We start from the raw sequence: 11,973 nt of genomic DNA, 5'->3' as shown, positions 1-11,973 counted from the left end.
TGATCGGTTCCCGTGCTGATGGGGCGTCTCGCGGCGTCGGAGCCGCGGGACGCCCCATCAGGTGTGACCGGTGCGTCAGTTGTAGTGCCTACGCAGCCTGCTGTGCACCTCCGGCGCGGCCCCCGTGCGGTCCAGACCCAGCAGACCCGCCCCCAGCACAGGGGGCTGCGAGACCACCCGGAGCACCGCCTTCGGGGCGCGTTCGGCGAGGAGCCCGGCGATCCGCTCGTCCAGCCGCGTGTGCCGCGCGGCGAGGACACTGCCGCCCAGCACCACCGGCACCTCCTCGTCCAGCAGTTCCAGCCTGCCGAGCGCGACGGACGCCAGGGCGACGACCTCGTCGGCCAGCCGGTCCACCAGGGCGCTCGCCACCGCATCCCCGGCCGTACTCGTCGCGAACAGCACCGGAGTCAGCTCGTGCCTCCGCTCGTACGGGATCAGCCCCCGGTGCAGCGCCTCGATCAGCTCGTACACCGAGCCGAGCCCGAAGTGCCCCGGCAGCGTACGGACCAGCTCCGTCGGCCCACCACGGCCGTCCTCGGCCCGCGCCGCGAACCACATGGCCTCCTCGGCGAGCCCCGAACCGCCGCCCCAGTCACCGGATATCCGGCCGATGGCGGGGAAGCGCGCGGTACGCCCGTCCGGCACCATGCCCACGCAGTTGATCCCGGCGCCGCAGACCACGGCCACACCGCGCGGCTCGTCGACCCCGGCCCGCAGGATCGCGAAGGTGTCGTTGCGCACCTCCACCGTGCGGCCCCACCCACGTTCCATCAGAGCCTGGGTGAGTTCCTCCTCCTCCACCGGGAGATCGGCGTTGGCCAAACACGCCGACACGTGCCCGATGCTTCCGACGGGCTCGCCGGCCGCCGCGAGCGCCCGGCCGAGCACCGAGGCCAGCACGTCCACCGCGGCCTCCACGCCGACCGTCGGCGGCTGGAATCCGCCGCCGCGGGCCGTGGACAGGACCGTGCCGTCCTCGCCGATCAGTGCCACATCGGTCTTGCTGTTCCCCGCATCGATGGCGACGACCGAAGCGTTCACGCCCACGCGAGGTGCTCCCGGTTGTGCGCGATCAGCCGGTCGGTGAGCGCCTCGGCGTACTCGTACTGGCCGATGAGCGGGTGCGAGAGCAGGGCCTTGAAGACGCGGTCCCGGCCGCCCCGGAGCGCCGCTTCCAGGGCGAGGTCCTCGTACGCCGTCACATTCGCGATCAGTCCCGCGTAGAGCGGGTCGAGCGCCGGGACCGCGAGCGGCGTGGCACCCGTGCCGTCCACCCGGGCCTGCACCTCGATCACGGCGTCGTCCGGCAGGAACGGGAGCGTCCCGTTGTTGTACGTGTTGACCACCTGCACCGCGGAGCCGCCCCCGCCGAGCAGGGAGGCGGCCAGGTCCACGGCCGCCTCGGAGTAGAAGGCGCCGCCGCGCTTGCCGAGCAGCGCCGGCTTCTCGTCCAGCGCCGGATCGCCGTACATGGCGAGGAGTTCCTTCTCCATCGCGGCGACCTCGGCCGCCCGCGAGGGCTTCGTGCCGAGCTCCCGTACGACGTCGTCGTGCGCGTAGAAGTACCGCAGGTAGTACGAGGGGACGACGCCGAGGCGGTCGATGATCTGCCGGGGCATGCGCAGATCGTCGGCGATGGTGTCGCCGTGCTCGGCGAGCAGCTTCGGCAGGACGTTCTCGCCGTCCGGACCGCCGAGCCGCACCCCGAGCTCCCACGACAGGTGGTTGAGCCCGACATGGTCCAGGTGCACCTCGGCCGGGGAGACGTCGAGCAGCCGCGCGAACTTCCGCTGGAAGCCGATCGCCACGTTGCACAGGCCGACGGCCTTGTGCCCGGCCTGCAGAAGCGCCCTGGTCACGATGCCGACGGGGTTGGTGAAGTCGATGATCCAGGCGTCGGGATTCGTGCGCCGGACCCGCTCGGCGATGTCGAGCACGACCGGCACCGTACGGAGGGCCTTGGCGAGGCCGCCGGCCCCGGTGGTCTCCTGGCCGACGCAGCCGCACTCCAGCGGCCACGTCTCGTCCTGGTTGCGGGCGGCCTGTCCGCCGACGCGCAGTTGGAGCAGGACAGCGTCGGCGCCGTCCACCCCGGCGTCCAGGTCGGATGTGGTGGTGATCCTCCCTGCGTGCGCCTGCTTGGCGAAGATCCGCCGGGCGAGGCCGCCGACGAGCTCCAGCCGGTCGGCCGCCGGGTCGATGAGCACCAGCTCCTCGACCGGCAGGGTGTCCCGCAACCGTGCGAATCCGTCGATCAGTTCAGGTGTGTAGGTGGACCCGCCACCCACTACTGCGAGCTTCATGTCAGCCTTTTACTCCGGTCAGTGTGACGCCCTCGACGAATGCCTTCTGGGCGAAGAAGAAGACGGCGATCACGGGGGCCATGACCAGAACGGTCGCGGCCATGGTCAGGTTCCAGTCGGTGTGGTGTGCGCCCTTGAAGGATTCCAGGCCGTAACTGAGCGTCCAGGCGGCCGGGTTCTCCGAGGCGTAGATCTGTGGTCCGAAGTAGTCGTTCCAGGCGGCGAAGAACTGGAACAGGGCGATCGCCGCGATGCCGGGCTTCGCCATCGGCAGGACGACCCTGATCAGGGTACGGAATTCGCCGCACCCGTCCACCTTCGCCGCGTCCAGGTACTCGTCCGGGATGGTGAGGAGGAACTGCCGCAGCAGGAAGATGGAGAACGCGTCGCCGAAGGCCATCGGAATGATCAGCGGCCAGAGCGTCCCGGACAGGTCCAGTTCCTTCGCCCAGAACAGGTACATCGGGATGATGACGACCTGCGGCGGCAGCATCATCATCGAGATGACCAGCATCAGCGAGAGCTTGCGGCCCCGGAAGCGGAACTTGGCCAGCGCGTACGCGACGGGCACCGATGACACGACGGTCAGGACGGTGCCCAGCCCTGCGTACAGCAGGGTGTTGCGCCACCAGGTGAGGAAGCCGGGAGTGTCGAGGACCCGCTGGTAGTTGCCCCACTGCCAGGTGTCGGGGGTGAGGTCGCGGGTCAGTGCCTGCTGGTCGCTCATCAGCGACGTCAGGACGACGAAGACGAACGGGAGCACGAAGAACAGCGCGGCCGCGACGCCCAGTGAGTGGACGGCGATCCAGTGCAGGAGTGCCTTGCGGCGGGCGGTGCGCAGGGCGGGCGTGGAGGTGCCGGTGGCCGGCACCGGGCGGGGCGTGTCGAGGAGTTGGGTCATGGTTCAGTCACCGGCCTGGATCAGGTTGTTGCGGCCCCGCATCAGCAGCGCGGTGAAGGCCATGGCCAGGGCGAACAGGACGAGGGCGACGACACAGGCGGAGCCGTAGTCGAAGCGCTGGAAGCCGAGGTTGTAGACGAGCTGGGGGAGCGTCAGGGTCGACTTGTCCGGGTAGCCCGGTTCGAACTGCTGCCCGGAGCCGCCGATCACTCCCGAGGCGACCTTCCCCGCCACCAGCGGCTGGGTGTAGTACTGCATCGCCTGGATCACCCCGGTGACCACGGCGAACAGCACGATCGGCGAGATGTTCGGCAGCGTGACGAAGCGGAACCTCTGCCATCCGGACGCGCCGTCCAGCTCGGCCGCCTCGTACTGCTCCTTCGGTACGTCGAGCAGTGCGGCCATGAAGATCACCATCAGGTCGCCGATACCCCACACCGCGAGCATGGTGAGCGCCGGCTTCGAGAAGGAGGCGTCGTTGAACCAGCCCGGCGTGGGCAGCCCCAGATCGCCGAGGATCGAATTGACGGGCCCCGTCCCCGGGTTGAGCAGGAAGACGAAGGCCAGCGTCGCGGCGACCGGCGGTGCCAGGTAGGGCAGGTAGAAGAAGGTGCGGAAGAGCCCCGTCCCTGTCTTGATCTTCGTGATCAGCATGCCGATGCCGAGGCCGAACACCACTCGGCAGGTGACCATGACGAGCACCAGCCAGAGCGTGTTGCGCAGGGACGGCCAGAACATCGGGTAGTCGTTGAAGACGTACGTCCAGTTCGCCAGGCCGTTGAAGGCCGGCGCCCCGAAGCCGTCGTACTTCATGAACGAGAAGTACACGGTCGAGACCATCGGGTACGCGAAGAAGACGGTGAACCCGATCAGCCACGGAGACATGAATGCTGCCGTCCGCAGCGCCGACCGGCGGTGCTTGGAGCGGAGTGTGTGCGTGGTCATCGGGATCTACTTCGCCTTGGCGATGTCGGTGTCGATCTGTGCGGCGGTCTTCTCCAGACCGGCCTTCAGGTCCTTCACCGCACCCTTCTCGTACTGGAAGCCGAAGTCCTGGAGGGTCTGCTGGTACGCCGACCCGTTGACCGCACCGTCGGGGGTGTTGGACTTCGGGTGCTGGGCGATGTCCAGGAAGGTCTTGAACCGCGGGTCGAACTTCAGGTCGGGGGACTTCAGAGCCGCGAACGTGGAGGGCACGTTGCGGATGCCGTTCGCGAAGTCGACCACGGCCCGGGTGTCGCTCGTCATGAACTTCACGAGCTCCCACGCCGCGTTCTGCTTCTTGCTGGCCGGGGCGATCCCCATGATCGTGCCGGACAGGAAGCCCTTGCCGTAGCTGTCGGCCTCGTCGTCGGCCACCGGCATCGGCGCCACACCGATCTCGAACGGCACCTTGGCGTCGGTGGCCATCCCCAGCCGCCACTCGCCGTCCAGCTGCATCGCGACCTGACCGGTGTGGAACGGGTGCTTGGCGCCCCATTCGTCACCGAAGGTGCCGCGGAACTTCTCCAGCTTCGCGTAACCGCCGAGGTCCTCGACCAGCTTCTTCTGGTACGTGAACATCTTGGCGAAGGCCGGGTCCTTGGCGATGTTGGACTTGCCGTCGGCGTCGAAGTACGTGTGGTCCCAGGAGGACAGGTAGTGATCGGCGACCGTCTCGTACCCGTGGTAGGTCGGCATGAAGCCGAGCTGTTCGAAGCTGTCGCCCTTGGCGACCGTCAGCTTCTTCGCCACCGCGGCCAGCTCGGACATCGTCTTCGGCGGCGCGGCGACACCGGCCTTCTCGAAGGCGTCCTTGTTGTAGTAGAGGCCGTAGGCGTCCGCGAGCAGCGGCAGGGCGCAGCGCTTGCCCTCGAACTGGGTGTAGTCGAGCAGGACCTCGGGGAAGGTCTTCTCCAGATCCAGCTTCGACTTCTCTATGAAGGGCGTCAGGTCGGCGAAGGCGCCGGACGAGCAGAACTTGCCGACGTTGGAGGTCGTGAAGGACGACACCACGTCGGGGCCGTTCGAACTTCCCGTGCGCAGAGACTGGTTGAGCTTGTCGTCGTTGATGTTGCCGACGACGTCGACCTTGATGTTCGGGTGGGTCTTCTCGAACCGGTCGACGTTGTCCTGGACGGCCTTCACCTCGGAGGGCGCGCTCCAGCCGTGCCAGAAATTGATCGTGGTCTTCGCGTTCGGATCGTCGTTCGCACCGGACTCGGCCTGGCCCGTACAAGCGGTGGCGAGGACCGAGATCGCGGCGACGGCGACAGCGGCGGTGGTGGTCAGTCGGCTTCTGCGCATGGCAAAGCTCCCAGGGCAGGGGAAGAGGAGACGGCAGGAGTGGTGCAGGGGCAGTGGGAAGAGGAGGAGACGGGGAGTGGGCAGGGTCAGCGGGAGGTGTCGAACACGTCGTCGCGGGTGTCCGCGAGGGCCCGTTCCAGGGCACCCCGCAGGACCGGGTGCCGGCTGACACCGCCGAGTACGAGACGGGGCCGGGACGCCGCGAGCTCGGCGAGCTCGGACTGGATCAGGGAGCGCAGCAGCTCACCGCCCGAGGCGACGAGCTCGCCGGAGAGCACGATGAGGCCGGGGTCGAGCACGGCGGTGACGGACGCGAGACCGGTGGCGAGCCGCTGGGCGTACTGGCGCAGCAGCTCCGTCAGCGCGGGGTCCTGTTCGTACGCGGCGGCGGCCCGGGCCAGCAGCCCGGCCGCGACCTCCGCGTACGGCTGGTGCGGGGTGTCGATGCCGAGCGAGGTGGCGAGCCGGGGGACCGCCTGGGCGCCGGCCAGCTCCTGGAAGCCGCCGGCGTTGGCCTTCACGACCTGGCGTACGAGAGGGGTGCCGGGCACCGGCAGGAACCCGACCTCGCCCGCGCCGCCGGTGAAGCCGCGGTGCAGCCGGCCGTTGATGACGAGGGCGGCACCGAGGCCCTCCTCGTTCCACAGCAGGACGAAGTCCTCGTGGCCCCGGGCCGCTCCGAGCCGCTGCTCGGCCACCGCGACGAGGTTCACGTCGTTCTCGTACTCCACCGGCATCGGCAGGGCGGCGGCCAGCTCGTCCAGCAGCGTGGGGGAGTGCCAGCCGGGCAGGTGCGAGGCGTAACGCAGCCGTCCCGTGCTGGGATCGAAGGCGCCCGGGGTGCCGATGACGACCCGGTGCACATCGGCGCGGGCGAGCCCGGCCTCCTTGACCGCGCCGTCCAGGGCGTCCGTGACCTGCCGCACCACGCTGTCGGCGCGCCGTCCGGGGGTCCGCAGCTCGTACTCGCCGACTGTCCGGCCGGTCACATCGGCGACCGCCGCGACGATCCGCTGGGCGGTCACGTCGAGCCCCGCCACGTGCGCGGCCCGCGCGTTCACCGCGTACAGCTGGGCGCTGGGGCCCGGCCGCCCCTCGCTCGTACCGGTGGCCACGACGAGCCCGGCCGCCTCCAGCCGGGCGAGGAGCTGGGACGCGGTGGGCTTGGACAGGCCCGTCAGCTTCCCGATCCTCGTACGGGAGAGGGGGCCGTGCTCCAGCAGCAGGTCCAGGGCGGCACGGTCGTTCATGGCGCGAAGGACGCGCGGTGTACCCGGCGTGCCCGGAGTGGTTCCCGCCATGACGGACGCACCTGCCCTCTGTTAGGAAAGTTTCCTATTCGATGGGAGGAAGGTATGGCGCACGTCACCGGCACGTCAATGGTGTCCACCCCTGCGGCAATCAAAGCGTTACCTGAAGCCGGGCGGACGACGAAGGGGCGCCGCGCGGAGTCCGCGCGGCGCCCCTTCGCCCGTATTCGCCGGTGCTACTTCGTCAGGTTCGGCGGAGCTATCGGCGTGGCCGCCAGCGACTGCGGCGAAGTCGCCGACGCGTATGCCGACGGGGCGGCCATGCCTGCCGTCGGGTCCGGGGCCGACTCGCCCTCCGCCTGGAGCGGAACGGCGCCGACCATGCGGATGCCGGCCGAGTCGAGCGCCTGCTTGATCCGCCAGCGCAGCTCGCGCTCGACACCCAGCGCCTTGCCCGGCATCGTCTTCGCAGTGACCCGTACGGTCATCGAGTCGAGCAGGACGGCGTCCAGACCCAGGATCTCCACGGGGCCCCACAGGCGCTCCGACCAGGGGTCCTCCTTGGCCATGACCTCGGCCGCCTCGGTGATCGCCGTGCGGACCCGGTCCAGGTCCTCCGTCGGGCGCACCGTGACGTCGACACCGGCCGTGGACCAGCCCTGGCTGAGGTTGCCGATCCGCTTGACCTCGCCGTTGCGGACGTACCAGATCTCGCCGTTGTCGCCGCGCAGCTTGGTGACGCGCAGACCCACCTCGATGACCTCGCCGGAGGCGACACCCGCGTCGATCTGGTCGCCGACCCCGTACTGGTCCTCGAGGATCATGAAGACGCCGGACAGGAAGTCGGTGACCAGGTTGCGGGCGCCGAAGCCCAGCGCCACGCCGGCGACACCCGCGGAGGCCAGCAACGGCGCCAGATTGATCTGGAACGCGCCCAGGATCATCAGGGCGGCCGTGCCGAGGATCAGGAACGACGTGACCGAACGGAGCACGGAACCGATCGCTTCCGAGCGCTGACGGCGCCGTTCCGCGTTGACCAGCAGACCGCCGAGAGCCGTGCCCTCCACCGCCTGGGCGCTGCGGTTCATCCGGTCGATGAGATTGGTCAGGGCACGCCGGATCACGTACCGCAGGACGAGAGCGATCGCCGCGATGAGCACGATGCGCAGGCCGGTGTTGACCCAGGTGGACCAGTTCTCCTCGACCCAGCCGGCAGCGTTCCCGGCCCGCTCGGCGGCTTCGTCCAGCGAGCCGCCGGGTGCTGGGGACGGGGCTGCGGCCAGGAGGGCGGACAGGGACACGGCGGGGACCTCCAGGTGGGGCGACAGCAGACCAACCACAGTAACGAAGCCAGGGGAGTGGTTCGTTGCCGCTGCGAGGGGAGAGACACGTCTCACCCGGGGATACAGAGGGTGTGGCCGATCGCACAGAGCGATCGGCTGCCGTGGTGAAGCGCCTGTTCCGCTGACTTCCGGCGGTGCGTCCGGCCGGTGGTGAGAAAAATCCCTCCGGCCCGTTACCCGGACGTGGTGGCGCTTCGACCAGGCATGAGGAGAGACTGAGATCGGATCGTCCCGGCGCGAGCCACGCGCCGCCGGCGTACAAGGAGGCATCCACCGTGCCGCATGTCCTGGTTCTCAACGCGTCGTACGAGCCCCTCGGCGTCGTACCGCTCCGCCGCGCGCTCGTCCTCGTCCTCGAGAACAAGGCCATCTGCCTCGAGGAGTCCGGCGCCTTCATGCACAGTGCCACCCGTGCCGTGCCGGCGCCCAGCGTCGTCCGCCTCAAACGGTTCGTGCGGGTCCCCTACCGGGGCCCCGTTCCTCTGACCCGCCGGGCGCTCTTCGCCAGGGACGGCGGACGCTGCATGTACTGCGGTGCCGCCGCGACCAGTGTCGACCACGTCATTCCGCGCAGCCGTGGCGGACAGCACGCCTGGGACAACGTGGTGGCGGCCTGCCGCCGCTGCAACCACGTCAAGGCCGACCGCCATCTGCCCGAGCTCGGCTGGCGGCTGCGCCACGCGCCCGCCCCGCCCAGCGGCCTGGCCTGGCGGATCATCGGGACCGGGCACCGCGACCCGCGCTGGCTGCCCTACTTGCAACCGTTCGGCGCGGACGACGTGATGGCCCGGATCGATGGCGTTTCCGCCTGAGAACCCGGGCCTTCGTCGTCCCGGGGCAGGCAGCGGGGGGTCCGGAGGCACGCCTCGGGATCCGCGGCGCTACTCGGCCACGGCGTAGGCCTCCACCGACCGGAGCGAGTAGCCGTACTGCGTGGCCCGGCCGTCGCCCTGCACCCTGATGAAGCGGGTGTCCTTCGCGTCCATCCGGACCGATTCGCGCCCGCCGCCGCCCTCCCGCACGGTCGCCGCCGTACGCCAGGTGCGGCCGTCCGCGGAGACCTGGATGCGATAGCGGGAGGCGTACGCGTCCTGCCAGTGCAGCACCACCTGGCCCAGCCTGACGGGCCGGGGCAGCTCGGTCTGCCACCAGGCGCCGTCCTCCACGGGCGAGGACCAGCGCGTTGCGGGATCGCCGTCCGAGGCCGCCGAGGCCGGGAAGTCCGGAGTCTCGTCGCCGGACGAGGAAGCCGTGGCCGTACGCGCCAGATCGGGGCCCGCGGTGCGCGGGTAGGCCCGCACGGTCAGCGTGCTCTCCTCGCCGCCGAAGCTCAGCGGCACCTCGTACTCGCCGGCCGGGGTGTCCGCGGGGACGGTGATGTCCACCGGGACATCCGTACGGGACCCGCGCGGCACCGTCGTCTGCTTCGGCACCGTCACCTTGATGCCCTTGGGTGCCTTCGCGGTCAGGGACCCCTTCACCTCGGTCGGGCGCCCGCCGGCCAGCCGTGCCTCGACTCGCTGCGTACTGCCGCCGATCACGGCGTCCGTCTCGCCGCGTACGAGATCGAGGCGGGCCGCCGGCTCGTCACCGAACCACGGCACGAGCGCGCGCACGGCGGCGGAGCCGGGGCCCGCACCCGTCACGACCGAGGGCGCGCCCGGGTAACCCGGGGCCAGGGGCCCGGTGAGGACGGGGCGTGCCGCCGGGACGGTGACCCGGAGCGCGTCCGCCCGCAGGCCCTTCGCCGGTGTGTGCGTCCAGCCCGCCGTCGACAGCGGGCCGAGGCCGCGCCAGCCCTCGCCGGGCACATGGGCCTCCAGGAGCGCGTCCGCGCCCCCGCTGTCCGGATCGGCCAGCGTGGTGACGGCCTGGACCGGGCGGGCACGGTCCAGGTGGACCGTATAGCTGTTCGTGTCCCGGCTCACCGTGCCCGTGTCGCGGTCGGTGCCGTTCCAGCCGTCGGCCTCCTTGCGGACCCGGTCCAGGAACGGGCCGAGTACGCCATTGCCGACCGTCGCGCCGCTCGCGTCGATCTCCTCGCGCAACGGCTCCAGCGCCAGCTGGGCCTCCCAGGCGGCCGCCCCGTCGCCGCGCGCCTGCGCCCGCAGGAGATCCACGGCGAGCTCACCCGCACGGCCGTACCGGGCCAGCTGCTCGGTCCACGGGCGCACCTCGTCGTCCAGCCGCCCCTCCGCCGGGGTCCTCAGCTGCTGCGGGGCCAGGCGCATCACGGAGAACGCCGCCCGCAGCTCACGCGCCGCGTCGTCACGGGCCGTCGCGTCAGCCGTCGCGCGGGATGCCCAGAAGGCGGCGAACAGGGGTTGGAGATAGGCGGACTCGTCGCCCCCGAGTACCGACGTGGCGCTGTTGCCGGCCAGCGCACGCAGCGCCGCCCGGGTGCCGGCGTCGGCGCCCGCCAGGTCGTCCATCGCCGCCTGCCAGGACTCCTGCGGGCGGTATCCCTTCGGATTCCAGGCGAAGTCGGCTGCCGTGAAGAGCGGAATGCGGGAGGCCGACGACTGCTCCATCGCGTTGGCCAGCAGTGCCGCGGAGCCGATGGCCACGGCCGGGTCCCGGCCGGTGTAGGGGCCGAGGAAGATCCGGTCCTGTGCGTAGTCGTTGACGGGGTAGTTGTCCATGGTGACCAGCGGATGGCGGAAGGCCGCCCGCGCACCGGCCAGCTCACGCCCGGTGATGGTCTTCGGCACGACGCCGACCCCCGTCCAGGCCACCTGCACCCGGTCGTCCAGTTCGGCGGCGAGCGCGGTGCGGTAGTCGGTGGCACCGTCCTGGTAGAACTCGGTCGGCATCACCGACAGCGGCTCCGCGCCCGGGTGACGCTCCGCCAGATGCCGGGCCACGGCGCTCGCGATCCGCGCCTGGGCCACGGCAGCCGCCCGCGGGCCGCTGCCGAACGTCTCCGCGTCCTGGTCGCAGTGCCACTCGCTGTAGCTCACGTCCTGGAACTGCAGCTGGAAGACCCGGACGCCCAGCGCCCACATCGCGTCGACCTTCCGCGTCAGCGCCTTGACGTCCGCGTCGGACGCCATGCACATCGCCTGCCCGGGGGAGACGGCCCAGCCGAGCGTCACATGCTCGGCCCGCGCCTTCTCGGCCAGCGCCCGGAAGTCCGCCCGGCGCTCGGCGGGGTACGGGTCGCGCCAGCGGGCCTGCCGGTAGGGGTCGTCGCCGGCCGCGTAGAGATAGCGGTTCTGCTTCGTACGCCCCATGAAGCCGATCTGGGCGAGCCTCTCCTCGCGGGTCCACGGCTGTCCGTAGAACCCCTCGGCCATGCCGCGCACGGCGGTGCCCGGCCAGTCACGGACCACGGCCGGGGCTACGGTGCCGTTGCTGATGAGCTGGCGCAGGGTCTGGACGCCGTGGAAGAGACCGTCCTCGCCGACGCCGTCCAGGGCGACGGTGGAACGGCCCCGCACCTCGCCCACGGCGATCCGGTAGCCGCCGGACGGAAGGTCGGCGCGCTCCGGAGCGCGAAGGTCCCGCAGCGCCGCACCGGCCCCCGTACCGCCCAGCCGGATCACCGGGCCGCGGCCCGGCAGGGCGTCGTGCACCGTCCGCACTCCTTCGGCGCCCAGGACCTTCCTGAGCTCGGCCACGGCATAGCGGTCGGCGTCCGGGTCGGCGAGGAGGGTGACTTCTGTGCCGAGGGGCACGGCCCGGCCGGAGGACTTGATCGCCTGGGGCCGTGGCCAGACGGAGGGCAACTGCGTTCCGTCGGCGCGGTCGGACGTGGTCGCGGCGGGTGTGCCGGGGACGACGGGTGCCGCGACAGCTGCCGGTGCGACCGAGCCGAGCAGACCGCCGATCACGGCGACGGCGACGGCCGTCGCACGCCTTCTGCGCCCGAACTGCACGCCGTTCTC

The 11,973-nt window shown here is 70.9% G+C and carries 9 protein-coding genes; 1 reads left to right on the top strand and 8 read right to left on the bottom strand.

Going from position 1 to position 11,973, the window contains the following annotated elements:
• Positions 1 to 75: 75 nt before the first annotated feature.
• From ABZS61_RS02765 to ABZS61_RS02735, 7 genes are all read right to left on the bottom strand, one after another.
• Positions 76 to 1,050, bottom strand: a complete 975-nt coding sequence (locus ABZS61_RS02765) for a BadF/BadG/BcrA/BcrD ATPase family protein (RefSeq protein ID WP_356415030.1) — start codon at positions 1,048 to 1,050, stop codon at positions 76 to 78.
• Positions 1,041 to 2,306 carry a 6-phospho-beta-glucosidase gene (locus ABZS61_RS02760; RefSeq protein ID WP_356415027.1) on the bottom strand — a complete coding sequence of 422 codons (1,266 nt, stop codon included), beginning with the start codon at positions 2,304 to 2,306 and terminating at the stop codon, positions 1,041 to 1,043. Before ABZS61_RS02760 ends, ABZS61_RS02765 begins: the two co-directional genes overlap by 10 nt.
• 1 nt (position 2,307) lies before the next feature.
• Positions 2,308 to 3,207: a carbohydrate ABC transporter permease gene (locus tag ABZS61_RS02755; RefSeq protein ID WP_356415025.1), complete on the bottom strand. Its 900-nt coding sequence runs from the start codon at positions 3,205 to 3,207 to the stop codon at positions 2,308 to 2,310.
• A gap of 3 nt (positions 3,208 to 3,210) precedes the next feature.
• Positions 3,211 to 4,152 carry a sugar ABC transporter permease gene (locus tag ABZS61_RS02750; protein ID WP_356415024.1) on the bottom strand — a complete coding sequence of 314 codons (942 nt, stop codon included), beginning with the start codon at positions 4,150 to 4,152 and terminating at the stop codon, positions 3,211 to 3,213.
• Between the two features lie 6 nt (positions 4,153 to 4,158).
• A complete protein-coding gene (locus ABZS61_RS02745) occupies positions 4,159 to 5,493 on the bottom strand; it encodes an ABC transporter substrate-binding protein (RefSeq protein ID WP_356415022.1) in 1,335 nt (444 codons plus the stop codon).
• An 86-nt stretch (positions 5,494 to 5,579) separates the two neighbouring features.
• The gene (locus tag ABZS61_RS02740) at positions 5,580 to 6,794 is read right to left on the bottom strand and encodes an ROK family transcriptional regulator (RefSeq protein ID WP_356415020.1); all 1,215 of its coding nucleotides are present in this window, start codon (positions 6,792 to 6,794) and stop codon (positions 5,580 to 5,582) included.
• Between the two features lie 185 nt (positions 6,795 to 6,979).
• A complete protein-coding gene (locus tag ABZS61_RS02735; RefSeq protein WP_356415018.1) occupies positions 6,980 to 8,044 on the bottom strand; it encodes a mechanosensitive ion channel domain-containing protein in 1,065 nt (354 codons plus the stop codon).
• Positions 8,045 to 8,361: 317 nt separating this feature from the next.
• Between ABZS61_RS02735 and ABZS61_RS02730 the strand changes: the two genes are divergently transcribed.
• A complete protein-coding gene (locus ABZS61_RS02730) occupies positions 8,362 to 8,898 on the top strand; it encodes an HNH endonuclease (protein ID WP_329211031.1) in 537 nt (178 codons plus the stop codon).
• A 69-nt stretch (positions 8,899 to 8,967) separates the two neighbouring features.
• On the opposite strand, the gene ABZS61_RS02725 is transcribed toward ABZS61_RS02730, so the two are convergent.
• The gene (locus tag ABZS61_RS02725; RefSeq protein ID WP_356415013.1) at positions 8,968 to 11,964 is read right to left on the bottom strand and encodes a beta-N-acetylglucosaminidase domain-containing protein; all 2,997 of its coding nucleotides are present in this window, start codon (positions 11,962 to 11,964) and stop codon (positions 8,968 to 8,970) included.
• Positions 11,965 to 11,973: the final 9 nt, after the last annotated feature.

This window comes from Streptomyces sp. NPDC005566, assembly GCF_040605575.1.
GTDB lineage: Bacteria > Actinomycetota > Actinomycetes > Streptomycetales > Streptomycetaceae > Streptomyces.
This window is presented reverse-complemented; position numbering and strand designations above follow the sequence as displayed.

Bases quoted from the DNA above. Each gene is read 5' to 3' on its own strand.
- ABZS61_RS02755 (WP_356415025.1), bottom strand. From the start codon at position 3,207: ATGACCCAACTCCTCGACACGCCCCGCCCGGTGCCGGCCACCGGCACC.
- ABZS61_RS02740 (WP_356415020.1), bottom strand. From the start codon at position 6,794: ATGGCGGGAACCACTCCGGGCACGCCGGGTACACCGCGCGTCCTTCGC.
- ABZS61_RS02745 (WP_356415022.1), bottom strand. From the start codon at position 5,493: ATGCGCAGAAGCCGACTGACCACCACCGCCGCTGTCGCCGTCGCCGCG.
- ABZS61_RS02750 (WP_356415024.1), bottom strand. From the start codon at position 4,152: ATGACCACGCACACACTCCGCTCCAAGCACCGCCGGTCGGCGCTGCGG.
- ABZS61_RS02760 (WP_356415027.1), bottom strand. From the start codon at position 2,306: ATGAAGCTCGCAGTAGTGGGTGGCGGGTCCACCTACACACCTGAACTG.